This window comes from Streptomyces spinoverrucosus (assembly GCF_006539505.1).
Taxonomy (GTDB): Bacteria; Actinomycetota; Actinomycetes; order Streptomycetales; family Streptomycetaceae; genus Streptomyces; species Streptomyces spinoverrucosus.
Genome location: NZ_BJND01000004.1, coordinates 83102 through 107244 on the forward strand (window position 1 = coordinate 83102; position 24143 = coordinate 107244).

The 24143-nt window shown below is 68.4% G+C and carries 24 protein-coding genes and 3 pseudogenes; 16 read left to right on the forward strand and 11 right to left on the reverse strand.

All coding sequences use genetic code 11. The features are described 5' to 3' along the window. The first annotated feature begins 66 nt into the window (after positions 1-66). The 3 genes from SSP24_RS01965 to SSP24_RS45065 all read left to right on the forward strand — a co-directional run bounded on the left by SSP24_RS01965 (position 67) and on the right by SSP24_RS45065 (position 3207). Positions 67-573 carry a SigE family RNA polymerase sigma factor gene (locus tag SSP24_RS01965; RefSeq protein WP_141306883.1) on the forward strand — a complete coding sequence of 169 codons (507 nt, stop codon included), beginning with the start codon at positions 67-69 and terminating at the stop codon, positions 571-573. 469 nt (positions 574-1042) lie between these two features. Further along, positions 1043-2767, forward strand: coding sequence for a dolichyl-phosphate-mannose--protein mannosyltransferase (locus tag SSP24_RS01970; RefSeq protein WP_174864567.1), 1725 nt, complete (start codon positions 1043-1045; stop codon positions 2765-2767). 293 nt (positions 2768-3060) lie between these two features. Next, positions 3061-3207, forward strand: a complete 147-nt coding sequence (locus tag SSP24_RS45065) for a hypothetical protein (RefSeq protein ID WP_174864568.1) — start codon at positions 3061-3063, stop codon at positions 3205-3207. Positions 3208-3368: 161 nt separating this feature from the next. On the opposite strand, the gene SSP24_RS01980 is transcribed toward SSP24_RS45065, so the two are convergent. Both SSP24_RS01980 and SSP24_RS01985 read right to left on the reverse strand, forming a co-directional pair. Then, complete coding sequence (locus tag SSP24_RS01980; RefSeq protein ID WP_141306885.1) at positions 3369-4340, reverse strand: quinone oxidoreductase family protein; 972 nt, start codon at positions 4338-4340, stop codon at positions 3369-3371. A gap of 69 nt (positions 4341-4409) precedes the next feature. After that, positions 4410-4790 carry a nuclear transport factor 2 family protein gene (locus SSP24_RS01985; RefSeq protein ID WP_141306887.1) on the reverse strand — a complete coding sequence of 127 codons (381 nt, stop codon included), beginning with the start codon at positions 4788-4790 and terminating at the stop codon, positions 4410-4412. A 175-nt stretch (positions 4791-4965) separates the two neighbouring features. On the opposite strand from SSP24_RS01985, the gene SSP24_RS01990 reads away from it, so the two are divergent. Next, a complete protein-coding gene (locus SSP24_RS01990; RefSeq protein WP_229864793.1) occupies positions 4966-5220 on the forward strand; it encodes a hypothetical protein in 255 nt (84 codons plus the stop codon). A gap of 262 nt (positions 5221-5482) precedes the next feature. Then, the gene (locus tag SSP24_RS43470) at positions 5483-6421 is read left to right on the forward strand and encodes a 2-dehydropantoate 2-reductase (RefSeq protein ID WP_218037060.1); all 939 of its coding nucleotides are present in this window, start codon (positions 5483-5485) and stop codon (positions 6419-6421) included. Positions 6422-6600: 179 nt separating this feature from the next. On the opposite strand, the gene SSP24_RS45070 is transcribed toward SSP24_RS43470, so the two are convergent. Beyond that, a complete protein-coding gene (locus SSP24_RS45070; protein WP_308793811.1) occupies positions 6601-7302 on the reverse strand; it encodes a thiamine pyrophosphate-dependent enzyme in 702 nt (233 codons plus the stop codon). 452 nt (positions 7303-7754) lie between these two features. Here SSP24_RS45070 and SSP24_RS02005 point away from each other — a divergent pair, with 452 nt between their 5' ends. The 5 genes and pseudogenes from SSP24_RS02005 to SSP24_RS02035 all read left to right on the forward strand — a co-directional run bounded on the left by SSP24_RS02005 (position 7755) and on the right by SSP24_RS02035 (position 12440). Further along, positions 7755-8351: a TetR/AcrR family transcriptional regulator gene (locus SSP24_RS02005; protein ID WP_167529481.1), complete on the forward strand. Its 597-nt coding sequence runs from the start codon at positions 7755-7757 to the stop codon at positions 8349-8351. A gap of 188 nt (positions 8352-8539) precedes the next feature. Further along, positions 8540-9885 (forward strand): annotated as a pseudogene (locus SSP24_RS43770) (MFS transporter). 129 nt (positions 9886-10014) lie between these two features. Beyond that, a complete protein-coding gene (locus tag SSP24_RS02020; protein WP_141306895.1) occupies positions 10015-10284 on the forward strand; it encodes a nuclear transport factor 2 family protein in 270 nt (89 codons plus the stop codon). A gap of 47 nt (positions 10285-10331) precedes the next feature. After that, positions 10332-11557, forward strand: a pseudogene (locus SSP24_RS02025) (epoxide hydrolase family protein). A gap of 202 nt (positions 11558-11759) precedes the next feature. Beyond that, positions 11760-12440 carry a site-specific integrase gene (locus SSP24_RS02035; RefSeq protein WP_218037062.1) on the forward strand — a complete coding sequence of 227 codons (681 nt, stop codon included), beginning with the start codon at positions 11760-11762 and terminating at the stop codon, positions 12438-12440. A gap of 283 nt (positions 12441-12723) precedes the next feature. On the opposite strand, the gene SSP24_RS43775 is transcribed toward SSP24_RS02035, so the two are convergent. The 4 genes from SSP24_RS43775 to SSP24_RS02055 form a co-directional block, all read right to left on the reverse strand. Beyond that, positions 12724-13005 (reverse strand): alpha/beta fold hydrolase, encoded by a 282-nt coding sequence (locus SSP24_RS43775; RefSeq protein WP_229864792.1) that lies wholly within the window; start codon positions 13003-13005, stop codon positions 12724-12726. A 142-nt stretch (positions 13006-13147) separates the two neighbouring features. Further along, complete coding sequence (locus tag SSP24_RS43780; protein ID WP_229864791.1) at positions 13148-13753, reverse strand: alpha/beta fold hydrolase; 606 nt, start codon at positions 13751-13753, stop codon at positions 13148-13150. A 226-nt stretch (positions 13754-13979) separates the two neighbouring features. Next, the gene (locus tag SSP24_RS02050; RefSeq protein WP_141306897.1) at positions 13980-15218 is read right to left on the reverse strand and encodes an epoxide hydrolase family protein; all 1239 of its coding nucleotides are present in this window, start codon (positions 15216-15218) and stop codon (positions 13980-13982) included. A 122-nt stretch (positions 15219-15340) separates the two neighbouring features. Beyond that, positions 15341-15799, reverse strand: a complete 459-nt coding sequence (locus SSP24_RS02055) for a nuclear transport factor 2 family protein (protein WP_141306899.1) — start codon at positions 15797-15799, stop codon at positions 15341-15343. On the opposite strand from SSP24_RS02055, the gene SSP24_RS02060 reads away from it, so the two are divergent. Then, entirely contained in the window at positions 15798-15998 is a 201-nt protein-coding gene (locus SSP24_RS02060; RefSeq protein ID WP_141306901.1) for a hypothetical protein, read from the forward strand. The genes SSP24_RS02055 and SSP24_RS02060 overlap by 2 nt on opposite strands. Before the next feature lie 172 nt (positions 15999-16170). Here SSP24_RS02060 and SSP24_RS02065 read toward each other — a convergent pair whose 3' ends face one another. Continuing rightward, entirely contained in the window at positions 16171-17613 is a 1443-nt protein-coding gene (locus SSP24_RS02065; RefSeq protein ID WP_141306902.1) for an aldehyde dehydrogenase, read from the reverse strand. Positions 17614-17839: 226 nt separating this feature from the next. Between SSP24_RS02065 and SSP24_RS02070 the strand changes: the two genes are divergently transcribed. The 3 genes from SSP24_RS02070 (at position 17840) to SSP24_RS02080 (ending at position 19965) form a co-directional block, all read left to right on the forward strand. Then, a complete protein-coding gene (locus SSP24_RS02070; RefSeq protein ID WP_141306904.1) occupies positions 17840-18028 on the forward strand; it encodes a hypothetical protein in 189 nt (62 codons plus the stop codon). 331 nt (positions 18029-18359) lie between these two features. Further along, positions 18360-19427, forward strand: coding sequence for an alpha/beta fold hydrolase (locus SSP24_RS02075; RefSeq protein ID WP_141306906.1), 1068 nt, complete (start codon positions 18360-18362; stop codon positions 19425-19427). Positions 19428-19647: 220 nt separating this feature from the next. Continuing rightward, positions 19648-19965: a creatininase family protein gene (locus SSP24_RS02080; RefSeq protein WP_229864790.1), complete on the forward strand. Its 318-nt coding sequence runs from the start codon at positions 19648-19650 to the stop codon at positions 19963-19965. Between the two features lie 51 nt (positions 19966-20016). Here SSP24_RS02080 and msrA read toward each other — a convergent pair whose 3' ends face one another. Continuing rightward, the gene (msrA, locus tag SSP24_RS02085) at positions 20017-20532 is read right to left on the reverse strand and encodes a peptide-methionine (S)-S-oxide reductase MsrA (RefSeq protein ID WP_141306908.1); all 516 of its coding nucleotides are present in this window, start codon (positions 20530-20532) and stop codon (positions 20017-20019) included. A 198-nt stretch (positions 20533-20730) separates the two neighbouring features. Here msrA and SSP24_RS02090 point away from each other — a divergent pair, with 198 nt between their 5' ends. Both SSP24_RS02090 and SSP24_RS44855 read left to right on the forward strand, forming a co-directional pair. Then, complete coding sequence (locus SSP24_RS02090; RefSeq protein ID WP_141306910.1) at positions 20731-21591, forward strand: alpha/beta fold hydrolase; 861 nt, start codon at positions 20731-20733, stop codon at positions 21589-21591. Between the two features lie 76 nt (positions 21592-21667). Continuing rightward, positions 21668-22602: pseudogene (locus SSP24_RS44855) on the forward strand (helix-turn-helix domain-containing protein). A gap of 516 nt (positions 22603-23118) precedes the next feature. Here the strand turns inward: SSP24_RS44855 and SSP24_RS02105 are convergent. Both SSP24_RS02105 and SSP24_RS44860 read right to left on the reverse strand, forming a co-directional pair. Then, a complete protein-coding gene (locus tag SSP24_RS02105; RefSeq protein WP_229864789.1) occupies positions 23119-23883 on the reverse strand; it encodes a GNAT family N-acetyltransferase in 765 nt (254 codons plus the stop codon). Positions 23884-23980: 97 nt separating this feature from the next. Continuing rightward, the gene (locus SSP24_RS44860) at positions 23981-24112 is read right to left on the reverse strand and encodes a hypothetical protein (protein WP_268255070.1); all 132 of its coding nucleotides are present in this window, start codon (positions 24110-24112) and stop codon (positions 23981-23983) included. Between the last annotated feature and the right edge of the window lie 31 nt (positions 24113-24143).

Consider the following 24143-nt stretch of genomic DNA (forward strand, 5'->3'; position numbering starts at 1 on the left):
GGGGCGTGTCCGCGGTCGTGCGGTAGAGGGCGGCGTGCTCGGCAGGGAGGTAAGGGGGCAACGCTGATGGGGCAGTTGCGGGCCGATGAGTTCGACCGGTTCCTGGCGGCTCGGTGGTCGGCGTTGCTTCATCTGGCGCGGCTGCTCACCGGTGGAGACGGGCACCGGGCGGAGGATCTGCTGCAGGAGGCGCTGGTCAAGCTGTGGTTTGCGTGGCCGAAGGTGGCCGAGCAGGCGCCCGAGGCCTATGTGCGCAGGGTCCTGGTCCGTGCCGCGGCGCGCTCGGCGCGGCGTCGCTGGTGGGGCGAGCACCCTGTCGACCAGCTGCCCGACCCGCCCGGGGTGGGGGACGAGACCGCCGCCGTGGATGAACGGACCCGGCTGGAGGCCATGTTGGCGTTGTTGCCGGCGCGGCAGCGGGCTGCGGTGGTGCTGCGTTACTACCAGGACCTGCCCGAGCGGCATGTCGCGGAGGTGCTGGGGTGTCCGGTGGGTACCGCCCGTTCGCTCACGGCACGCGGCGTTGCACGGTTGCGGCGGCTCATGGCTGAGGCAGTCGAGCCGGTGGAGTGAAGAGGGAGCCATGGATCACTTCGAGCAGGAACTGGCACGCATGATGCGCGACAGCCAGGAGGACGTGCCGTACGAGGAGCGGCATCGATCTCGATTGCGAGCCGGCGTTCGCGCCCGACGGCGGGCCCGGACGGCCTGGATGGCCACCGGATCCGTGCTGACCATTGCCGGACTTGGCGTCGGACTGCTGCTCCTGACGAGCCTTTTCGCTCAGGGCGGGTCCAACGTTCCTCAGCCACGCCCCATCACCTCCGCCGAGTCGGTCCCGATGCCGTCGACGGCCCGCCCCGCCTCCACTGCCAAGGGGGTGCCAATGCCGACACGGACCTCAACCTCCACCCAGGTAGCCACTTGGCCGGGTTCCAGGGGTCCCGATCAGTGAGGCCTGGCTGAGCCGGCGTGACCACGACCGCCCGCCGGTCAGCTGATACCCGCTTGTCCTGCTCTCCACGAATTGAAAGCTCACGACGTGATTCATGAGAACGCACCAGCGCTGGCCGACGAGCCTCAGCAGGCGGCGAAGCCCCAGGCGGTCTCCTGGGAGCGGCGGCTGCGCGGGTTCGGGTACGTGGCACGGCCGCGTACGTCCGTGCGCGACCGCCTGGTCGTGCCGTTTCCCGAGCCCGGGTCACGGCTGTGGCGCACGCTGGGGCTGTCCCCCGTAGCGGCGGGCCGGCTGGCGCGCTGGTCGGGATGGGGCGGGCCGCTGCTGGTGGCGCTGCTGGCCGGGCTGTTGCGGTTTTGGCGTCTGGGCAGCCCGCGGGCGGTTGTGTTCGACGAGACGTACTACGCCAAGGACGCCTGGTCCCTGCTGCAGCTCGGTTACGAGGGCACCTGGCCGGACCGCAAGATCGCCGACCCGCAGATCCTCGCCGATCCCCAGGTGATCCCGCTCTCCGACAGCGGCGCCTTCGTCGCACATCCGCCGACGGGCAAGTGGGTGATCGCCCTCGGCGAGTGGATGTTCGGCCTCAACCCGTTCGGCTGGCGCTTCATGACCGCGGTCCTCGGCACGTTGTCGGTGCTGATGCTGTGCCGCATAGGCCGCCGCCTGTTCCGTTCGACAGTGCTGGGCTGCCTGGCCGGCGCGTTGATGGCGGTGGACGGCTTGCACTACGTGATGAGCCGCACCGCTCTGCTCGACCTCGTCGTCATGTTCTTCGTGCTGGCGGCGTTCGGATGTCTGCTCATCGACCGGGACCACGCACGAGCCCGGCTCGCGGCAGCCCTGCCGGTCGACAAGGACGGCCACATACGCCCGGACGCACACACCGGCGACCATGCCGGGACGGGAGTGCGTCCCTGGCGGCTCGCAGCCGGTCTCTTCCTGGGACTGGCGGCCTCGACCAAATGGAATGGCCTGTACTTCCTCGCCTTCTTCGTGACCCTCACCCTGCTGTGGGACGTCGGCTCCCGCCGCGTCGCCGGGGCATGCCGCCCTTACCGGGCGGTGCTGCGAAAGGACCTAGGTTGGTCGGTGCTGTCCCTGGTTCCGGTCGCCGTCGTGACGTATCTGGCGACATGGACCGGCTGGTTCCTGTCCGACAACGGCTACGGACGCCACTGGGCGGACGGCCGCGGCGGCACCTGGTCGTGGATTCCGGCCCCGCTGCGCAGCCTGTGGCACTACGAGTACGGCGTCTACCAGTTCAACGTGGGACTGCACACCCCCCACAAGTACGAGTCGAACCCCTGGAGTTGGCCGGTCCTGGGCCGCCCGGTGCTGTTCCACTACGAGTCACCGAAACCCGGGCAGGACGGCTGCCACACGACGACCGACTGCTCACAGACGATCCTCGCCCTGGGCACACCACTCCTGTGGTGGTCGGCATGCTGCGCCCTCGTGTACCTGCTCTACCGGTGGGCGCTGCGCCGCGACTGGCGCTCCGGCGCCGTCCTGTGTGCGGTGGGTGCCGGCTATCTGCCCTGGTTCCTGTACCAGGACCGCACGATCTTCTCCTTCTACGCGGTCGTCTTCGTGCCGTACCTGTGCCTGGCCGTGACGATGATGCTGGGAGCACTGCTGGGTCCGCCGGGAGCAACTGACAAGCGCCGCACACGAGGTGCGGTGACCGCAGGCGTGCTGGTCCTGCTCATCGCCTGGAACTTCATCTATCTCTTCCCGATCTACACCGGGCAGACGATCCCGTATGCCGACTGGCGCGCCAGGATGTGGCTCGACACCTGGATCTGAGCCCGGCCGCAGGTACGTGCGGGCGGGCTGCCTGGCCGCTCGCACCACCCTGCTCGGGGCGGTCCTGGGACCGTCCGCTCGGGATCGTTCCCCTCCCCGACCACGGCACGCTTTCCGACTGTGGTCCTGGGCTTCCACGCCGCTTCCCGCCCGCGAGCCGCAAATCGAGGCGGTGCACGCCGTACCTCGCCTCCTCGTGGGCGGCGTGGGCGTGGCCAACAGCGTGGTCGTCTCGGCCCTAGAGCGGCGCAGCGAGAACCGTTCTAGGAGCAGTGGCCGCGGCGGGGTACTCCATGTCCCAGTTCTGGCCCGTGGTGTTCCCGCCCCTCGCACTCGTCGCCGGCCTCCTGGGCGCGGTCACCGTCGGCATGGCCGCGGGCCTGTACCCCGCCGTACGCGCCTCCGGGCTGCCTCCGACCGAGGCACTGGCCGCAGTCTGAGGCGGCCCGGAGCGTCGGCATCGACCGGAGGGAGCCGGGCCTCCGCGCAATCGATTCGTCCCGGCCGGCGGGATGTCACCTGCTGTAGTTCTTCCCCCGGGGGCTCTCCAGGGGGATCGTCGTGCCGTCGTGCGACGTTGTCCGGTGTGTCCGTGGCCGGCTCAAACGCTCGGATCGAGCAGGAGCTTGCCGGAGGTACGCCGCGATTCGATGTCCGCGTGTGCCTGCTTGGCGGCGCCCAGCGGGTAGCGTTCGGTGATGTCGATCCTTAGTTTCCCCTCGCGGATCTTGTCGAACAGGTCTCCGGTGTGCTTGAGCAGCAGCTCCCGGTTGTGGATGTGGTCCGCGAACACTGCGTAGGTGACCCTGATGCTCTTGGGCAGGTCGAGCAGCCGCACCGTCGGGACGTCGCCGATCAGCGGGCCGTAGTAGACCAGCGTCCCGACCCGTCGCAGGGCCTCGATCGAGGGCCAGAACGTGGTGGCACCGCCGCCGTCGAAGACCGCGTGTACGCCCTCGCCGTCGGTCAGGTCCTTGACCCGGTCCACGAAGTCGCCACCCGAGGAGACGAGGACCTCGTCCGCACCCGCCGCCTTCGCGGCCTGGACCTTCTCCTCGCGGGAGACCAGGCCGATCACGTACGCCCCGCGCAGCTTGAGCAGTTGGGTGACGATGCGCCCCACACCGCCGGCGGCGGAGTGCACGAGCGCGGTCTCGCCCTCGGCCAGGGGTGCGGACTCGGTGACGAAGTGGTGCGCGGTGAGGCCCTGCATCATCGTTGCGGCGGCGACGTCGCTGGGGATGTCGTCCGGGACCGGGACGGCCTGGGCGGCGGGGACCACGATCCTCTCGGCGTAGCTGCCGTAGACGAAGACCCAGGCCACCCGGTCGCCGATCGCGAAGCCGCTGACACCCTCGCCGATGGCGGTGACCCGGCCCGCGCCCTCGACGCCGGGGACGAAGGGCGGGTTGCCGGGCACCGAGAATCCGGCACGGGTGCCGGTGTCCATGAAGTTGACACCGGAGAAGTCGACGTCCACCACCAGTTCGCCCGGCCCTGGCTCGGGGTCGGGCCATTCCTTCAGCTGGAGTACTTCCGGTCCGCCCAGCTCTTCCACTACTACAGCGCGCATGGCGCACACCTCTTTCTATCGGTACGAGCGCCGGATGACCGGCGGGTGCAATTGGAGAGACTGGTCCGCTCAGGCCTGCAGCAGGGTGGATGCGTAGGCGGGGTTGGTGTAGTCGCGCCAGGCCGCGATCCTGCCGTCGCTGAGCTCGTAGATCGCCATGTTCATCACCGGGGCGAGCTTCCCGCCGGGCAGGGCGAGTCCGTGGATCTGTTCGGCGATGACGACGTCACCGTTCACCGCTTGGTGCACGGTCTCGAACTTGATCTGTGCGAAGTTCGCGAAGACGCCCTTCCACAGGGCGATGAGCGCGTCGCGGCTCTTGACCGGTGAGTCGCCGTAGGCGGTGAAGACGACGTCGTCGGCGAGGAACGGGGCGAGGGCGTCGGCATCCTGTGTGTTGAAGGTGTTCACGAAGTCGCGCACGAGTGTGTCGTTGTCGGTGGCAGCCATGTCAAGGGCCTCCAGGATCGTTGTCTGTGTGTGTTCGGGTGTCTTCGAGCGTAGGGAAAGTTTCTTGGACTAGCAAGTCCAGAGTTCTGTTTCTCGGGCGCATTCAAACGGGGGCGCGTCCGACGTCGAAAACCGTACACACCTCACACGTTTCTCGCGCGCTACGCTCACACGTATGAGCGGCAACGATGTGGTTTCCCAGGCCGCCGGGGCCTTCCAGACGGCGGTGGAGGCACTTGCCGGGGTCGGGCCGGGAGCGGAGATCACCGATCTCGCCGCCGCCCACGGGCTGGCCACGCTCACCGCGCAGCCCTTCATGCTGCTGCAGTTGGACGACGAGTACGAGACCTTTGCCGCGGTCCTCGGCGCCGCGTTCGGCGCCCCGCCCGCGGTCATCACCAGCCTCTACACGCCTGTCGTCCTCGGGTAGTCCTTCGTCCGCGCGTATATCGCCGAAGTGGACGGCGTACCCACGGCGGCGGGGCTGGCCATCCTCACCGGACAGCATGTCGGGCTCGCCAACATCGGGGCCGACGGCGATTCCCACGCCCCAGCCGGCCCGGAAGCCGACGATGCCGTGCCGCCCACAACGCATATACATGTAGCCTGAATCAAACACCTGCCATCGACCACAGCCGACAGTCGACAGGTTCTGTTGCACCTCGACACGTATGTGAGGCATGGAGATACTCATGACGTCTGCGGAGAGCCGTGCCCGCCAATCAGTGGCCGTGATCGGCGCGGGAGCGGTAGGAGGTGTGTTCGCGTGGGCCATGCACAAGGCTGGACATGACGTCTCGCTATGTGCGAGGACCCCGTTCGACGAGCTGGTGATACAGACCTCCGACGGCGAGGAGCGCGTGCCCGTACGCGTGGTCACCGATCTCCACGATGTGAAGCCGGTGAACTGGGTTCTGCTGGCGGTGAAGTCCTTCGACACCGTCGGCATCGCGCGCTGGCTTGCCGCGCTGTGCGACCAGGACACCACCGTCGTCGTGCTGCAGAACGGCGTCGACCAGGCCGACGGCGTACACGGCCTGGCCCCCGGAACGACCGTCCTGCCGTCACTGGTGTACATCCAGGCCGAGCGTCAGGCACCGGGACGGGTCCGTCTCGGCTACGGCAACAGCATCGACGTCCCGGCCGGGCCCGAGGCCGAACGACTGGTGCGGCTGTTCCGCGGCAGCGGGATGGAGGTACGTCCGCAGAAGGATCTGACCACGGCCGCCTGGCGCAAACTCATGCTCAACGCCGCCGTGAACCCTCTGACGGCTCTCACCCTGCGCCGTATGGAAGCGATGCAGGACTCCATGATTCTCGAGCTGGCCGCGGGCCTCATGCGCGAGACGCTCGCGGTGGCCGTCGCGGTCGGGGCCGAACTCACCGAGGCCGACGTGGAGCAGACGCTGGCGTTCATGGGCGAGTTCAGCGAGGGAAACGGCACGTCGATGCTGTACGACCGGCTCGCGGGCAACGCGCTGGAATGGGAAGCGCTCAACGGGGCCGTGGTCAGGCACGCCGAGACCCACGGGATCGACGTCCCCCTGAACCGTGCCATGGCGGCCTTGCTCCACGCCCTGAGCCCCCAGAAGACGACGGCCGACGGTGGTTTGTCGAGCGGGCTCGTGTGAACCCTTCGCCCGATCCGTACGAACCCTGCTGGGCGACCCCGGGCACCACCTTGCAGTCGAGGAGCAGGACGCATTCGGCTCCCTGGGCCTGCCAGTCGCGGACCAAGGCGAGGTCATCCGCCGAGCGCACCGTGGCGCTCCGTGCGCCGAGCGTACGGGCCGTCCCGGCGAAGTCGGTGTCACCGAAGAGCATGGACCCGGGGTCGGCACCGCGGTCGCCGAACAGAACGACCTCCATGCCGTAGCCGCCGTCGTCGTAGATCACCACAAGCACCGAGCGTCCGGTGCGGGCCAGGGTCCAGTCCGGGCAGGCCCATGAGCGCTCCGCCGTCGCCCAGTGCGACCACGATCGTCCGGTCCGGTCGGACCACGGCCGCGCCGAGCGCGCCCGCGAAGCCGAGGCCGATGCTCTGGAAGGCGGCCCCGGTGAAGACGTAGCCGGCCGGGTCGGGAACCGACCAGTACATGGCGGGCCAGCCCACGAAGTGGCCGCCTCGGTGACGAGTGTGCGTGTCTCGGGCAGCAGCCCGGCCAGACCGAGGGTCAGCGTGCGCGGATCGATCCGGCCGTCCGTGCGCGCCTCCTCGAAGCGCTCCTGGTCCCAGCCCAGGTTCGTGATCCGGTCGGCAACGTCGTCGCGCCAGGTTGACCGGGAAATGCCGCGCGCCCGGACGCCGTCGAGCAGGCCGCAGCCACCTCTGTGGCGTCGCCGGTGACGAGGAGGTCGACGCGGTCGGTCGTCGGGGCGGGTGCGGTGTCCGCGTGCACGAGGACCGCCTCGGGGGCGAGCAACCTGCCAGTTCACGTTTGCTACGGGAAGGCGAGGTCGAGGTGTGCGCAGTGGACCTCCCAGCGGGAAGCACGCCTTGCGCGGCGGGCATGGACTGTTCCGCGCAGGATGTGGGTGCCGCTGTCCCTGGCGTCGAGGACGAGTACCAGTGCTGACACGGCCGGTGCTGAAGAACCGGACCGCGTTGCTGCGCGCGGAACCTGGAACAACGGGCCGTGCACGCCTTCCTCTGCGGTGAACAGAGCACCACCGATGCGCCGCTGAATGTGCTGGGCGCCCAGCGGGCTGCGGCCGGGCGTGATCGTGGCGGGTGATCCGGGCGGCGCTACCTGCTCATGCGACGACGCGGGCTGCCAGCCGGGGTGTGTCTTCGGCGGAGGCATGGCCGGACGTCACGCCGACGGCAACGTGTGCGGCATCTGCCTCCTGCGGGAGGCGGTCCGAGAGCGTGAGGCCAGACGGATCGCCGGGTGAGGGCGGGCGAACCCAGTCGCGCATCCCAGAGGTGGACCGAAGGGTCCAAAAAGGTGGGATGATGGTGAGATGAACAAGGGAATGACCGCCAAGGGCAGAGCTACCCGACACCGCATCATCGTCGCTGCGGCGATGCTGACCAGGGAAAAGGGGGCCGCCGAGACGACGCTCGACGACGTGCGGGCAGCCACGGCCACCAGCAAGAGCCAGCTGTTCCACTACTTTCCCGAGGGCAGGGCCGACATCCTTGCCGCCGTGGCCGAGTACGAGGCAGGGCAGGTCCTCGAGGCGCAGCAGCCGTATCTCGGCGATCTCTCCACGTGGGAGTCCTGGCAGGGATGGCGGCAGGCAGTACTCGACCACTACACGGAACTGGGACAGAAGTGCCCCCTCGGCAGCCTGACTGCCGAACTGGGCAAGTCCTCGCCCCAGGCCCGCTCGATCGTCACCTCTCTCTACGACGAATGGGAGGCAGCTCTCGTACGCGGCGTGAAGGCGGTTACATCCGACGAAGAGGAAGCCGTACGGCGACGGGCGCGGAGCATCCTGGCGGCCGTACAGGGGGGTGTCGTAATGCTCCAGGGGACGGGGCGCACGGACTATCTCGACGCGGCCCTGACCGCGGCGATCAGCCCGTTGCAGCCTGTGACCGCGGGGACCGCGTAGGCCGGCCGCAAGATTGGACTTAACGGTCCGATTTTGGCGAGCCATTGGACCATGCCCTCCAATCCTGCTTTGGAGTGCTCCCCCGACCCCGCACCCCGGACGCGCCCCCTTCCGCGCGGAAGGGGGCGCAGGCCTCGCTGACGCTTCTATCGGTCGCCACGGCCTCGTACGCCCTGGTCCAGTCCGTGGTGAACCCCGGTCTGGAGGCGCTGCGCGATCACGTCCACACGAGCCAGCTCGGAGTGAGGTGGGTGCTCACCGGCTTCCTGCTCTCGAGCGCCGTCCTGACACCCGTGCTGGGACGAGTCGGTGACCAGGTCGGCCAGCGCCGCGTACTCGTCGCGGTCCTCGCCCTGCTCGCTCTCGGCAGCGTGATCGGCGCCCTCGCCACCAGCCTCCCGTGCTCGTCCTCGCCCATGTCCTCCGGGGCGCCGGCGGTGCCACACTGCCTCTGGCCTTCGGCCTGGTACGCGACCTGGTGCCCCGACGCCAGGTCGGCACCGCGGTTGGCACGATCGCCGCCGTCAGCTCCGTCGGCGGGGCACTCGGGGTACTGGTGGCCGGCCCCATCGTCTCCTCTCTGGGTGTCGCCTGGCTGTTCTGGCTTCCCGCCATCGCCAATGGGCTCGTCGTAATCGGAGTGTTCTTCTTCCTACCGCGGTCCAACGGCGCCACAGCCGCTGGACGACTGAACGTGGGTGCCACCGTGACCCTGGCCGGCACTCTGGTCCTCCTGCTGCTGCCGCTCAGCCTCGGCCAGGACTGGGGATGGCTGTCCGGGCGGACGCTCGGCCTGCTCGCCGGGGCACTCGCGGTCGGGACGCTGTGGGTCTGGTGGGAGAACCGGTCCCGCCACCCCTTGATCGACATGTGTGTCTTCCGGATGCGTCCTGTGTGGACGGCGAACCTGGCTTCGTTCCTCTTCGGTTTCACGCTCTACTCGGTCTTCGGCTTCGTCCCGTCCTTCCTCCAGGTGCCCACGGCCACCGGGTACGGGCTCGGCGAGTCGATCACCGTGTCCGGCCTGCTGTTCCTGCCGGTGACGCTCACTCAGTTCGCGAGTGGGGTCGTGACCGGTCCGCTCGCCACCCGCATCCTTGGATCCGTACCCGTCGTGGTCGGCCTCCTGTTGCTGGCGGCTTTCCACGGCGAACCATGGCAAATCGCTCTCGCCATGGCGATAGGCGGCATTGGATTCGGCGTCGGCCTTTCCGCACTGTCGGCGCTCGTCGTGCACGCCGTGCCCGCCGAACACACAGGTGCTGTGAGCGGAATGAACGCCAACATCCGCACCATCGGCGGTGCAGTCGGTGCAGCCGTCGTCACGACGATTCTCGCCTCCACCGCGCGGGCGGACGGATACCCGAGCGAAGGCGGCTGGGTCGCGGTGTTCCTGGTACTGGCCGCTGCCGCGGTCGTCGGACTCACCTCGTGCCTGCTGATACCCACCGGCCACCAGGAGAACGAGTCGCAGGACATGCACATCGGCGCGGACCAGACCGCGGTGAGCGCCGCTCCGGTACCCAGTTCCTGAGGAAGCGGCCGAGGCTCAACCCACCCCTCACATGTGTCACCGACAGTCGTATGACTGAGTACACGGGCAAGACACATCTGTTAGACAATAGATACATTTCGGCGATGGAGGGCGGATACATGACAGAAGATGGCAGGAGTCTTCACTGACGACGCCGTCATGCGATTCCGCAACGTCGACGGCACACTCGCCAACGAAGTCACCGCCGCCGAATTCGCGAAGACCATCGGCGGCCGTGTCGGGGCAGGCCAGCCCATCCACCACCTGTTCACGCACGAGGTCACATTCACCTCGGACACAACTGCTCAAGGTGTGTGGGCCATGGAGGACCGGATCTACCACGACCGCGAGGCCTCCGACTGCGAGCTCACCCGGCTGCGGCTCAAGATCGTTCCCTGACCCGGAGCCACCCCGGCCACGCCTCGTCACCCGAGAGAGACTCCCGCATGTCCAGCAAGCCCTTCCCCTTGACCGCCACCACCATCCATGTCCCCGACGAGGTACTCGTCGATCTCAAGGAGCGTCTGCAGCGCACCCGTTACGCCGTGGACGCCGGCAATCGCGACTGGTATTAGGGCGTGGACGGTCAGTACCTGAAAGAATTGATCGACTACTGGATCGACGGATACGACTGGCGCGAGGCAGAAGCCGAGCTCAACCAGTACGAGCAATACCAGGTCGAAGTCGACGGCGTCCCCATCCACTTCATGCGCAGGGCCGGTGTCGGCCCCGATCCGAAGCCGATGCTGCTCTTCCAGGGCTGGCCCTGGACCGTCGCGATGGCCACCAAGGTCATCGACAAGCTCGCCGATCCCGGTGCCCACGGCGGAGACCCGGCCGAGGCGTTCGACGTCATCGTCCCCTCAACGCCCGGCTTCGGCTGGTCCACGCCCCTGCCCGACAACCCGGACATGAACTTCTGGAAGGCCGCCGACCTGTTCCACAAGCTGATGACGGAAGTCCTCGGCTCTGAGAAGTACGCAGCCACCGGCTCCGACCTGGGTTCCATGATCACTGCTCAGCTCGGCCACAAGTACTACGAATCGCTGTACGCCATCCACGTCGGCTCACCGATCCCGCTGAACATGTTCAACGGCGACCGGGCCTGGGACCTCACCGGCGGCAAGACGATCCCCGAGGGCACGCCCGAGGACATCCGCGCCGGGATCCTCTCCTTCCAGAAACGCTTCGTCGCCCACGTCGCCGTGCACATGCTCGACTCCAGCACCCTCGGCCACGCGCTGAGCGACTCCCCGGCCGGCCTGCTGGCCTGGATCCTCGAAGGACGAACTGGAGCGACAACGACGGCAACGTCGAGAACGTCTTCAGCAAGGACGACATTCTCACCAACGCGACGATCTACTGGGCCACCAACTCGATCAGCACATCGATGCGGATGTACGCCAACGCCAACCGCTACCCGTGGACCCCGTCCCACGACCTCACCCCGCCCGTTCAGGCACCCACCGGCATCACCCTGGTCGGGTACGAGAACCCGCCTGGCGTGACCACCGAGAACCGGGTCCAGGACTTCCTGGGCAGCCCCCGGGCACCCTGGTTCAACCACGTCAACGTCACCGCACACCCGGGCGGAGGCCACTTCGTGTTCTGGGAAGTACCCGACGCCTGGGTCGACGACGTGCGCCGTACCTTCCGCGGACGCACCGACTGACGGTCGGACGGACCGAAAGCATCCGAGGGCGGGTCGGCCATCTCCAGAACCGGTCCGTCCCGGGCCCTGCGGGAGGCAGGCACGGCCCTGGAAGCTGTACAGGCTCAGGCAGGACACCGCTCCATCGAGTCGACCCGGATCTACATCCACCTGGCCAACACCTGGCTCGTCTGGGGCGCCCGCGCTATCGGTGACGGGACGGATGCGGCCGGGCGCGGGGTACCTGGTCGCGCGGCGCCCGCGACTGGGCATCGTGCTTGCCCGCACGGAGCCGGAACTGCACCTGCGGTTCATGGAAACGGCCCGCACGCACGGCTTTCCCGACACGGTGGCCATGACCCAGTTCAACTCGCTGGGCCACTTCGTGGCGCTGTTCGGCAAGCAGGCCCACGAACTGCAACAGAGTGATTGGGACGAAGGGCGCCACCTCCTGCTGGGGGCTGCCCGCCGCATCCCCAACCGCGGAGTCATGGCCCTGTCGACTGCCCTGTTCAACCTCGAAGCGACGTTATCCCACGGCGAGTTGACCGACCAGTTGCCGTGCCGGCGCACCCCGGACCGCGCCGACATGCGAGCCCAGGAGTGGGCCCGCGTCCCGGTCAGGATGGCGGACACCATGCCGCACTATCTGCAGCAGATCGCCGGGACGCTGCGGCCCGGCACGGTAAAGAACGCCGAGCTGACGCTGAGCGAGTTCGCTTTGCTGGTGGCCGCTGAGGACACGGCTGTGACCTGCGTCGCCGAGCTCAAGCGGCGGCACGCCGAACGCTACCGGCAGTGCCTGCTGGAGCGGCCGGCCGCCCGCAGCGGACCGCTGCACCGGCACACTATCCGCGACCGGCTGAGCAAACTCCGCGGCTTCTTCCGTCGCCTGGACGAGTGAGACGCCGCCGACCGACCGCCCCGCCAGCCGGCGTTCGGTTGCACTCATCAGAACTTCCGTGGCTGGGGCCTTGATCTGCTCATAGTCCAACAGGCCGCCCGGCACGCTGAGGGTCAGGCGCTTCTTGAACGCACCCCACGCTCGGCCGGCCGCTTCATCGGCGCGCAGGTAGTCACGGAATAGGCGGGTGGATGGCGTCCTGGTTGTTGCCCTTGACTGCTATCAGCACGCCCTCCCATTCGTCACCCGGCAAGGCGGTGACGAACGTCGGGGTGCGGATCAGTCACCGCATGGCGTCGACTTCGAGGATCGCTGCGGTGAAGGCTTCGGGTCGCTCCTGAGGGAGGTTGTGTCCGGCCCCCGGGACGACATGGTGCTTCCAAGGGCCCGAGAAGTGGGCGGCGTAGCCGGTTCCGTCGGTCGGCGGGATGACGCCGTCGGCCTGTCCGTCCAGGGTGACGGCAGGAACGGTGATCTTCGGCTGCTCCAGCAACCGCTTCTCCAGTTCCGCGTAACGGGGATCGCCGGGGGCCGCGGACAGGCGGTGCCGGTAGCTGTGGATCACGACGTCGACGTAGTCCGGATTGGTCCACAGCTCCGCCGCCTGCGCGAACTCGGCCTCGGTGAACTGCCATTGGGGCGAGTTGCGGTGCCAGACGACCCGCGCCAGGTCCTCCCGGTTGCGTTGGAGCCCCTTCCGCCCGCGCTCAGTGAGGAAGTAGAAGAAGTACCAGTACCCCCTCCTCGAGCGCGGGCGCCAGCGGCTCCTGGGCGACGGCGAGGTTCTGGATGAGGTAGCCGTTCACGGAGACCACGCCGGTGCAGCGCTCCGGCCACTGAGCCGCGGCGACGTCACCGGCCCGCCCGCCCCAGTCGTATCCGGCGAACAGGGCCCGGGGAAGACGCAGGGCGTCCATGAAGGCGATCAGGTCCGCGCCGAGCGCCGCCTGCTCGCCGGAGCGAAGGGTGTCGTCACGGAGGAGCCGGGTCTCTCCGTGGCCGCGCAGGTAGGGGATGTAGCAGCGGTAGCCGCGCCGAGCGAGCGCGGGCGCCACCTCGGCGTAGGAGCCGACGGGGCTGAAGGGCCAGCCATGCAGGAGGATCACGGGCTTGCCGTGGGCCGGTCCCACGTCGTGATACGCGATGTCGAGGACATCGGTACGGGTATGACGCACCGGCCCCAGGTCGGGTGCGATCCGCCCGGTCGGCGCCGTGTCCGTGTGTGCCGACGCCTGACCCGACCCGGTGAGACCGGCGGCTCCGGTCGCCGCTGCCGCCGTCATGGCCTGGGGCAGTCTCCGTCTGCCGATCATGTGTTTCCTCGCATTCGATCCGGAGCTCGTGAGATACGTGTGCACACAATTCACCACGCATCACCGCTCTAACAGGTTACGAGGATCCTCGTGTCAGGTTCTCTGTCAAGCGGCCGACGACGTGGCGGCGCTGCACATGTGTCGGCCAACTCCGCTATCGGCACTTCCAGCTTCCAGTGCGGTGGCCAGCCATAAGACGATGACAGGAGGCCCGTCGTCTGCAGGGTCAGCCACCGATCCTGCGGAAGGTCTCGACGAGGTCCGAGGCGAACGCCTCGGGGTTCTCGTAGTGGACGAAGTGGCCGCCCTTCATGTGGGCGTTGGCGTTGACCACGTTGAAGGAACTGCGCGTCGGCCCGTTCTCGAAGAGGGCGATGCGCTCTTCGACGGTGTTGATGGCGGGCGGGTAGGCGTCGCCGAGCAGGAAGGTGAAGCCGGCCGGCGGCTCGACGACGGGCTGTCGGTCGTGGGAGGGCACCCAGGGGTGGCGCACCGCGTTGCGGTACATCCGGATCGAGGTGCCGATGGACTGCGTCACCCAGAAGATGGTGGCCTGGGTGAGGATGAAGTCGCGGGGGAAAGCCTTCTCGAAGTTGCCCCGCTTGTCGCTCCACTTCTTCCACCGCCGCAGCAGCCAGGCGAGCATCCCGATGGGAGAGTCGTTCAGTCCGTGGGTGAGGGTCGAGCCGTCCAGCATGTGGACAGCGACGTGCGAGGCATACGTGTTGACGAAGTTCTCCAAGCCCTCCCGCAGCTCCGGCGAGGCGTCCTCGGGGATCTTGTTGCCGTCGGTCAGGTCCCAGAACCGCTCATTGGCGAACTGCCCCGGATGCATGTCGTGGCCGTAGTGCAGGCCGACGATGCTGTCGGCGTACTTGTGCCCGAGCGCACTCGTCACCAGAGCACCGTAGTCGGAACCCGCCGCCCCGTACTTCTCGTAGCCCAGCACCTCGGTCATGAGCTTGTGCAGGATGTCGGCGATCTTCCAGTAGTTCAGATCGCCCCTGCTGACAGGGGTGGACCAGGCGAAGCCGGGCAGGTCCGGGATGATGACGTCGAACGAGATGGACGGGTCACCACCATGGGCGGCGGGGTCCGTCAGCGGGCCGATGAGCGCATAGCTGAACTCGCCGGGCCACGGCCATCCGGGGCTGATGATGAGCGGGATCGGGTTCGGACCCTTGCCGCGCTCGTAGACGAAGTGCACGGGTGTGTCGTCGATTTCGACCTTGTGCTGGTTGTAGGAGTTCAGCCGCTTCTCCTGCGCACGCCAGTCGAAGCCGTCCGCCCAGTACTCCACGAGCGGCTTCAGGTATGCGGTGCTGATGCCGTAGTACTCCTCCTCGTTGTCCAGGTCGTCGAAGAAACGGGTCTTCTTCAGGCGGTCCTTGAGGTCATCGAGGACGTCCTGGGGGACGTCGATGTTGTACGGCTCCAGCGCGGCGGGCTTGTTGCTGTTGCTCATGTCAATGCTGCTTTCGTGTGGGAATGAAAGAGAGGTTGTTACTCGGTAGGCAGGTGTCGGGGGCCGAAGTCGCGCCGTGGCCGGTTGGGTTGCCCGCCTCCGGGCGAAGCGAAGGGGTGCGGTCAGGCGGTGAAGTCCAGACGGACTCGGGTCTGCTTGAGCTCGGCGATCCGCCAGGAACCATCGACCTTGACGAAACGTGCGTGGTAGTGGCCGAAGCCGTGCATACCCCGGAAGGGAATGGTTTCGGACACCTCGGCACCCTCGGGCCGGGTGACGATGTCCTCCATCGCGAATACGCCCCGGGCGGTGCTCACCGAGGTGACGTCGATCTCGTCAGAGAACAGGTGGTGGATCAGGGTGACACCGGGGCCGCCGCTGGAGCCGACCGTCGCGGCGATCTCGTCCCGGCCGTTCATACGCAGCCACACCGTTCCGTCCGGCTTGTGTGGGGTGAACGTGCCGTCAGGTGTGAACAGGTTCGCCAGGTCGTCCCAGCGCTGGTGATCCGCGTAGCGGACGTAGCGGGCCATCAGGCGGCGGAGTTCCTCAGTGATGCTGAGGCGCTCGATAGTTTCCATGATCGATCTTCCTTCTTCCAATGATGTGCGGATCTCCGCAGCGCCCGGCCCGTCCGTCATCGACGTCATGCGCATCCGCCGAGGGCTGGCGATCAGCCTGCCGGTGATGCGAGCATCGCCGAGGTGCCCCGACCACTATGGACTGTTCGGTCCAGTCATCATGCGCCAGCCAGACTGGACCGGCAAGTCCAAAAAGTAGTGACGCCGGTCACAGTGTGGACCGGTTGCGCAGCACGGACTTCTCCGGGGCCGTCGACAACACAGCACTTTGAGCGGGAACGACGCGACGGCGGCAGGTGGTTGGGCCACCTGCCGCCGTCGGCGGTCGTTCTGTGTCGTGCGAGGGGTTGGAGCGCTCGCACGGTCTGGGGTCAGACGGTGATGGTCTTGTACTCGGTGTAGGTGCCGAGGCCGACCGCCCCGTACTCGCGGCCGATGCCGCTGGCCTTGAAGCCGCCGAAAGGGCCGTCGAAGGCGACGGAGGCGCCGTTGACGGTGATGGTGCCGGTGCGGACACGGCGGGCGACGGCCAGGGCGTGTTCCTCGTCGGAGGACCAGACGCCGCCGGAGAGGCCGTACTCGGAGTCGTTGGCGATGCGGACGGCGTCGTCCTCGTCGTCGTAGGGGATGACCACCAGGACCGGGCCGAAGATCTCCTCCTGGGCGATCCGCATGGAGTTGTCGACGTCGGCGAAGACGGTGGGCGTGACGTAGTTGCCCCTCTCCAGGCCTTCGGGGATCTGCGGGCCGCCGGTGACCAGGCGGGCGCCCTCGTCGATGCCGAGCTGGATGTAGTTGCGCACCCGCTCCTGCTGGTCGGGGCGGATCATCGGGCCGATGAAGGTGTCGGGGTCGTTCGGGTCGCCGACCTTGAGCGACTCCACCAGGTCCTTCAGCGCGGCCACGACCTCCTCGTACCGGCTGCGCGGGGCCAGGATCCGGGTCTGGGCGATGCAGGACTCGCCGTTGTTGAGCAGGGAGGCGAACTTCACGCCCGCGACGGCCTTCTTGATGTCGGCGTCGGGAAGAATGATCGCGGCGGACTTGCCGCCCAGCTCCAGGCTGACCCGCTTGAGCTGCTCGCCCGCGATCGCGGCGATGCGGCGGCCGGCCCGGGTCGAGCCGGTGAAGGCAATCTTGTCGATCTCCTTGTGCTTCACCAGGTACTCGCTGGTCTCGCGGTCCGCGGGCAGGACGCTGATCACGCCCTCGGGCAGGCCCACCTGTTCGAGGAGTTCGGCCAGGAAGCCCATGCTCAGCGAGTTCTCCGGGGAGACCTTCAGGACCACGGAGTTGCCGGCGACCAGGGCCGGAATGATCTTCGAAGTGGCCGAGGAGAAGGGCGAGTTCCACGGGATCACGGCGGCGACAACGCCGACCGCCTCGCGGCGCACCACGCTGCGCACCGGGGAGGTGGGGTCGGAGGGGGTGAGGGTCTCCTCCCAGGCGAACTCCTCCGCCGCCTTCAGGTAGGCGTTCGCCTGCCGGGTCAGGCCGGGCTGTCCGGCACGGGTGAACCAGCCTGCCGAGCCGTTCTCCAGCGAGATCAGGTGCGCGATCTTCTCCGCGTTCTCCTCGCGCAGTGCGTTGAAGCGACGCAGGACCGCGATGCGCTCCGCGGGCGTGGTCAGGCGCCACTCGCCCGCCTCGAAGGAGGCGCGTGCCGCGGCGACCGCGCGGTCGATGTCCGCCGGCTGGGCCTGCGCGGCGCGGCCGACCACCGACTGGTCGTGCGGGGAGGCGATGTCGAGCAGCTCCGGGTTGCTCGGCTCGACCCAGGAGCCTCCGATGAAGAGCCGGTCGTAGGTGATCATGTGCTTTCTCTCTTCCAGGCGCTAACTGCCACTTGAATGTAGCACTTTTGTGCAGTAGTTGCGCATTAACGTGGTTGCAAGGATGTGATCCTCTACATAAGAGGAACTAAGCCAGGCGCTACCGCGCGACGCCAACGAGGCATCGGCCTGCGGTCTGCTTGACATCGACCCGCTCAGCGGCGACTTCGTCCTCCGGCACCCCCTGGTGCGCTCGACGGTCGTCCAGATGGCCACGCCCAACGAGCGGCACGGCGGCCCGGTGGCCGCCGTCGCCTGGCTGACCCGCGCTGCGGTCACCTCGGCATACATGGCGCTCTCGCCCACGGCATCCACCAAGGCCACACCCAAGGACGCAAAACAGCACGACACTCACTGCAAGAACCCCGAATCGCCGACCTCGCCGCCAGCAGCCTGACCAACAAGGAGATCGACGAACGCACGCGCCCTGCCCTCCGCGAGGCACTCGGCAAGCTGGAGGGGGAACAGGGGATGTGAGTGCGCAAGGTCGAGAAGCGTTTTCTCAGTCGAATGACTGACACAGGGGGTGTGCCGCACGCCTGGTGTCGTCCTCCGTACCTGACCGTCACATGACTGATGTGTCCGGTTTCGTTGCGGACGAGAGTATGTGCCGCCGGTCCCGCCCATCACCGAAACTGCCATTCGTCACCTGTTTGACAGGTGACGAATGGCATGCCAGGGTTTCAGGGGCCGGCCGGTCACCGAAAGCGCACGACGGAGGGCTTCACATGATCAACAGGCGTACCTTCAGCAAGGCCGTCGGCCTGGGCACCGGCGCGGCCGCGGTCTCACTGTCCGGCCTGCAGACCAACGCATCCGCCGCGACCACCTCGGACCAGCCGAGCGGCACTTCCGCTCCCACGGTGCCCACCATCGCCACCGGCACCCACACCGAGTTCCGCACGCTCAAGCATGTCAAGGCCGGTGTCCTGGACATCGGTTACGCCGAGGCCGGCCCGGCTCACGGCCCGGTCGTCATCTGCCTGCACGGCTGGCCCTACGACATCCACAGCTTCGTCGACGTCGCCCCGCTCCTCGCCGACCTCGGCTACCGCGTCCTCGTCCCCTACCTGCGCGGCCACGGCAGCACCCGCTTCCTGTCCCGCCACACCCCGCGCAACGCCGAACAGTCCGCCATCGCCCTGGACATCATCGCGTTCATGGACGCGCTGAAGATCGAGAAGGCTGTCCTCGCCGGCTTCGACTGGGGCTCGCGGACCGCCGACATCATCGCCGCCCTGTGGCCCGAGCGCGTCAAGGCCCTGCTCTCCACCAGCGGCTACCTCATCACGAACCGCAAGGCGCAGCTGGACCCCGCTCTGCCGGCCGTCGAACACAACTGGTGGTACCAGTGGTACTTCGCCACCGACCGTGGCAAGAAGACCATGGAGGACGAGGACAAGCGCATCGCGCTGTGCCGCTACGTGTGGACCCTCGTCTCCCCCAACTGGAAGTTCGACGACGCCACATTCGCGCGTACCGCCGAGGCCTTCAAGAACCCCGACTACGCCGCCATCGTCCTCTACAACTACCGCTGGCGCATCGGACTGATCGACGGCGACCGACGCTACGACCGCTGCGAGAAGAAGCTGGCCGCCCAGCCCCCCATCGGCGTCCCCACCGTCACTCTCGACGCCGCCCTCGACCCCTTCACCGCACCGGGCGACGGCTCCACGTACCGCAGCCACTTCACCGGCCCCTACCTGCACCGCACGATCGCGAACATCGGTCACAACCTGCCGCAGGAAGCGCCCACCACTTTCGCCCAGGCCGTGGTCGACGCCGACCACCTCTGAGCACCGGCCACATCCAAGCGCCGACCGCCTCCAAGATCCGCTCCCCCACCGACCTGGCGCCCCACGGACCGCGCCGGTCACGCCGGTCGCGTCCAGGAGGAGTACCTGATGAGCGAAGTCCAGTGGAACCCGCTGGCCGCCGCCGAGCTGCGTGCCCTCGCGGCGCGGGACGCGTTGGTGCTGCTTCCTGGCCGCGGAGGTGTGCCGCGCGGAGCATCACATGGCCTTCGGCGGCACCCTCACACTCAGCCTGCCCACGTTGCACGCACTGCTGCGTGACATCTGCCGCTCCGTGATCCGGGCGAGTTTCTCACGCATCCTGATCGTCAACGGGCACGGCGGGAACATGACCGCCGTCAATGCCCTCACGACCGAGCTGGCAGCGGAACTGTCGACACCGATCGCGTTCGCCAGCTACTTCGGCTCCGGGCGGGAGGGCGGCGCCCGGGTTGCGAGCCCGGAGAAGGGCGAGCGGATGCTGGCCGGCTGCGCCGCGGCGCTGGCGGGCATCATCGTCCGGGACCCCTGGGCGAAGTAGCACGCGGATGTGCGGCAGGGAAGGGCGACGCCGTCCCCGCCGCATCCGGTGTCAGGCCTCGGCGCGCTTGGGCAGGCGCCAGTTCGGGCGCGGGAAGTGGCAGGTGTAGCCGTCCGGGTAGCGCTGGAGGTAGTCCTGGTGCTCCGGTTCGGCCTCCCAGAACGGCCCGGCCGGCACCACCTCGGTCACCACCGGCCCCGGCCACAGCCCGGAGGCGTCGACGTCGGCGATGGTGTCCTCGGCGATACGGCGCTGCTCATCGTCGAAGTAGAAGATGGCGGAGCGGTAGCTGAGGCCGATGTCGTTGCCCTGGCGGTTCCTCGTGCTCGGGTCGTGGATCTGGAAGAAGTACTCCAGGATCGCGCGGTAGTCGGTGACCGTGGGATCGAAGGTGATCTCGATCGACTCCGCGTGCTTTCCGTGGTCGCGGTAGGTGGCGTTGGGCTTGTCGTTGTCGCCGCTGTAGCCGACCCGGGTGTGGGTCACTCCGGGCAGGGCCCGGATCAGCTCCTGCATGCCCCAGAAGCAGCCGCCCGCCAGCAGCGCCCTCTCCTCGGCGTCGCTCATGGCACCTCACCTTTCCGTTCGCGTCTTTTCGCGCAGGCTCCAGGCTCGCACGTCGGCGAACCGGAAGCCTCCACGTGGCGTCACCATCTTGACAGGTGACGCACCGCATGACAGATTCGTCACCAATCAAAGAGGTGACGAATCCGGCAAGGTCGGAACACCGTAGATACCGGGAAAAATTCCTGAGAGGGGTTTGTCGTGGTGAGCATCAAGGGTGGACGCAAGCGGCTGGTGACGGGAGCCGTCGCGGCGACCACGGCGGGGCTCGCGCTCGGCGCGTTCGCCCTCAGCGGCACCGCCAACGGAGCGGCCGAGACCGCCGCAGCCGCCGGCACCGGCAAGCACGCCAAGCCCACCGTCATCCTGGAACACGGCGCCTTCGCCGACGGCTCCAGCTGGAACGGCGTCATCTCGCGCCTGCGCGCCGACGGTTACCCGGTCATCGCCGCCGCCAACCCGCTACGCGGCCCGGCCTCCGACGCCGCCGCCCTGCGCACGGTCCTGGACCACGTCAAGGGTCCGAAGATCCTCGTCGGCCACTCCTACGGCGGCAACGTCATCAGCCAGGCCGCCACCAACGACCCCGACGTCAAGGCCCTGGTCTACGTCGCCGCCTTCCTGCCCGCCCCCGGCGAGAGCGCCCTGGAGCTCACCAACAAGTACCCGGGCTCCACCCTCCCCGGCGCCCTGGACCCGGTCACCTACCAGCAGGCCGACGGCTCCACCGCCACCGACCTGTACATCCAGCAGGACAAGTTCCATCACCAGTTCGCCGCCGACGTGCCCCCAAAGCAGGCCGCCCTGATGGCCGCCGCGCAGCGTCCCATCGCCCAGTCCGCGCTGGAGGAGAAGGCCACCAGCGCCGCCTGGAAGACCATCCCCAGCTGGGACATCATCACCACCGAAGACCTCAACATCCCCGCCGCCGTGCAGCGCTTCATGGCCAAGCGCGCCCATGCGCACACCACCGAGGTCGCCGCCTCTCACTCGGTCGCCGCCTCCCACCCGCACCTGGTGGCCGACGTGATCGAGCGGGCCGCCCGCGCGACCGTCCGCTGACACCCCTCGAAGGGCGGCGGGACTCCAGGTCCCGCCGCCCTCGGCCGACACCGGACATCACCTGCACACCTCACACGTGTGCGGTTCGCAGGAGAATGGACGCCACCGCCGCACACTCCGACCCCCGTGCCTCGGTGGGTTTCTCAGGGCCCGTCGGGCGCAGCTGGATGCGCGCGAGTGCGGCTTGCCGGAGACGGAATCCACACGCCGGGTCGCGGGACTGCGCCGCGAGGAGGTCGCCAGCTCGCCGCGATCGGCGTGGACTACTACACCCGCCTCGAACAGGGCCGCGTCCGCGCCTCCACCCCGGTGCTCACCACCCTGGCCCGCGCCCTGCACCTGAACGAGGACCAGCAGCGCTACCTGTACGAACTCGCCGGCCGCTCCGACGACCGGCCGCGCCGTCGCCGCCCCGCCCAGCGGGTACGTCCCGCCATGCGCCGCCTCTCGACCAACTCCCCCACGCCCCCGCCCTGGTGCTCGGCAAGCGCCTGGACATCCTCGCCTGGAACGCCGCCGCCACCGTCCTCTACACCGACTTCGCCGTCCCGGCAGCCCGGCGCAACTATCTGCGCCTGATGTTGGCGACCCCGCCGTCCGCGGCATGCACCGCGAGTGGGCGCACGACGCCCGGGACGCGGTGGCCGCACTGCGCATGGAAGCCGCGGCCACCCCGACGACCCGGACCTCGCCCGCCTCGTCGGCGAACTGACCGTCCAGGGCGCCGACTTCCGCACCTGGTGGGCCGAACACCGCGTCAACAGCGCCGGATACGGCACCAAGCACTACCGCCACCCCCTGGTCGGCGACCTCACCCTCGACTGCGACACCTGGGCTAGCCCCGACGACTCCGGACAACGCCTGATGGTCCTGACCGCCGAACCCGGCAGCCCCTCCCACGACGCCCTGCGCATACTCACCTTCTGGACCGCGGAGCGGCCGGAACCGAACCCGGCGAGGGACACGACTCGAGAGCGGCCCGGGCAGGTGAAACCGCACGCCCGCAGGTGAACCCGCATGCCCTCGCCCTCCGGCCCGGTGTCGGGGGCACCGCGACTGGCACCTGGGAGACGCTGCTCGCCGACCTCGCGGCCGAGCACACCGTCGGCCGCCGTGCAGTTCCGTCATCTCGGCGACGGTGGCGTGGACGACGCCGGACCAGTCGCCGCGCAGGTCCGGCCAGGCCTCCTCCGCGGGCGTCCGGATCAGCAGGACTCGGCCCTGCGGGATGCGGGACGGCCTGCTCAGGGGCATCCAGGTGGTCATGAGCGTGCCGCGCACCGCGCGCCCCGGACGTCCGTCGGCATGGGCGTCCGCGTCAGCGTGGGCAGCTCGACGGGTGCCCCGTCGATGCCGGGGCACCCGTGCCCAGCGGCCCCGGGGCCCAGACGCCCTGGTCGAGGTCCTCGACCAGGGCGGCGGTCAGTGAGTGAGGTGCTCATGGGGCATGGGAATCGATGGCCTTCTGCTCAGCGAGGGTGACACACATATGTCGAGGGCGGTACAGCCACGGGTGACCTCACATCCTCAGCTCTTCAGTCCGTAGAAGTGCATCGGGGAGTTCGGCTCGAAGCCGATGCGCGGGTACACGGGTGCCCCGGCGACGGTTGCGTGCAGGGTGGCCCGGGTCAGTCCGGTGGCGCGGGCGCCCTCGTACAGCGCCTTGCGCGTCACCGCCTCACCGTAGCCTCGGCGCTGCTGTTCGGGGTCGGTGGCGACGAGCACGACGAAGAGCCGGCCCTCGGCCTCGACCGTGGCGGCGCAGGCGACCGGGGCGCCGTCCCGCAGCGCCAGGTAGGCGTACACCTCCCGCTTCCACAGCGTGGAGCCGACCAGGCCGTCGCGGCCGTCCTCGAGGGGAAGGCCGTAGGCGCGCGAGTTGATGTCCGCGTAGGCCCGCAGGTGTTCGTCTGTGGTGACTGGTTCGAACGTCAGGTCAGGATGGCGGGGCTCGGGGATGGGCAGCAGGTCGCCGGCCATGCCGGTGCCCGGGAAGGCGTACGCCAGGCCCGCGCGCCCCGCCGCCTCCTCCAGTGCCGCACGCGCGTCGTCCGCGAGCAGGTCCTCGAACAGCCACAGGAAGCCCGGCTGCCTCTTGGACCGCATGATGTCCGCCGCCTGCTCCAAACGCTTCTCCAGGAGCACGGCGTCGGCCCCGACCTCGGTCAGGGTGATCGCGTTCCAGAAGGCGAAGCGGCAGTCGGCCCAACGGACGGCCACACCCGGCAGATCGCCACAGTTGGTCGGTGAAGACGCCGCCCAGCAGGGGGCCGACGATACTGGCGACGCCATGTCGCCGATGAGGGCGAAGGTCAGCACGATCATGCCGCCGCCGCCCACGCCCTGCAGCACGCAGCTCAGGCAGGTTCTGCGCCAGGCCGCAGGCCACCTAGGCGATCAGGAAGATCGAGGTAGAGGCGAGGTACAGCCGCTTGCGGCCGAACCTGCCGCCGAGCTTGCCCCACAGGGGGTCACCGCCGTCGACGCGAGCAGATACGCGGCGTGACAGTCGTCCTGTCACATTACTGTAACACTTAGAAGGCAAGGTTCTA

Bases quoted from the DNA above. Each gene is read 5' to 3' on its own strand.
- SSP24_RS02105 (WP_229864789.1), bottom strand. From the start codon at position 23,883: ATGGCGTCGCCAGTATCGTCGGCCCCCTGCTGGGCGGCGTCTTCACCG.
- SSP24_RS02050 (WP_141306897.1), bottom strand. From the start codon at position 15,218: ATGAGCAACAGCAACAAGCCCGCCGCGCTGGAGCCGTACAACATCGAC.
- msrA (WP_141306908.1), bottom strand. From the start codon at position 20,532: ATGAGCGACGCCGAGGAGAGGGCGCTGCTGGCGGGCGGCTGCTTCTGG.
- SSP24_RS01965 (WP_141306883.1), top strand. From the start codon at position 67: ATGGGGCAGTTGCGGGCCGATGAGTTCGACCGGTTCCTGGCGGCTCGG.
- SSP24_RS02060 (WP_141306901.1), top strand. From the start codon at position 15,798: ATGATCGATCTTCCTTCTTCCAATGATGTGCGGATCTCCGCAGCGCCC.
- SSP24_RS02075 (WP_141306906.1), top strand. From the start codon at position 18,360: ATGATCAACAGGCGTACCTTCAGCAAGGCCGTCGGCCTGGGCACCGGC.
- SSP24_RS01985 (WP_141306887.1), bottom strand. From the start codon at position 4,790: ATGGCTGCCACCGACAACGACACACTCGTGCGCGACTTCGTGAACACC.
- SSP24_RS02020 (WP_141306895.1), top strand. From the start codon at position 10,015: ATGGCAGGAGTCTTCACTGACGACGCCGTCATGCGATTCCGCAACGTC.
- SSP24_RS02055 (WP_141306899.1), bottom strand. From the start codon at position 15,799: ATGGAAACTATCGAGCGCCTCAGCATCACTGAGGAACTCCGCCGCCTG.
- SSP24_RS02065 (WP_141306902.1), bottom strand. From the start codon at position 17,613: ATGATCACCTACGACCGGCTCTTCATCGGAGGCTCCTGGGTCGAGCCG.
- SSP24_RS43470 (WP_218037060.1), top strand. From the start codon at position 5,483: ATGACGTCTGCGGAGAGCCGTGCCCGCCAATCAGTGGCCGTGATCGGC.
- SSP24_RS01990 (WP_229864793.1), top strand. From the start codon at position 4,966: ATGAGCGGCAACGATGTGGTTTCCCAGGCCGCCGGGGCCTTCCAGACG.
- SSP24_RS43780 (WP_229864791.1), bottom strand. From the start codon at position 13,753: ATGATCGGCAGACGGAGACTGCCCCAGGCCATGACGGCGGCAGCGGCG.
- SSP24_RS02005 (WP_167529481.1), top strand. From the start codon at position 7,755: ATGAACAAGGGAATGACCGCCAAGGGCAGAGCTACCCGACACCGCATC.
- SSP24_RS45070 (WP_308793811.1), bottom strand. From the start codon at position 7,302: ATGCCCGCCGCGCAAGGCGTGCTTCCCGCTGGGAGGTCCACTGCGCAC.
- SSP24_RS45065 (WP_174864568.1), top strand. From the start codon at position 3,061: ATGTCCCAGTTCTGGCCCGTGGTGTTCCCGCCCCTCGCACTCGTCGCC.
- SSP24_RS02070 (WP_141306904.1), top strand. From the start codon at position 17,840: ATGGCCACGCCCAACGAGCGGCACGGCGGCCCGGTGGCCGCCGTCGCC.
- SSP24_RS01980 (WP_141306885.1), bottom strand. From the start codon at position 4,340: ATGCGCGCTGTAGTAGTGGAAGAGCTGGGCGGACCGGAAGTACTCCAG.
- SSP24_RS02035 (WP_218037062.1), top strand. From the start codon at position 11,760: ATGCGGCCGGGCGCGGGGTACCTGGTCGCGCGGCGCCCGCGACTGGGC.
- SSP24_RS02080 (WP_229864790.1), top strand. From the start codon at position 19,648: ATGGCCTTCGGCGGCACCCTCACACTCAGCCTGCCCACGTTGCACGCA.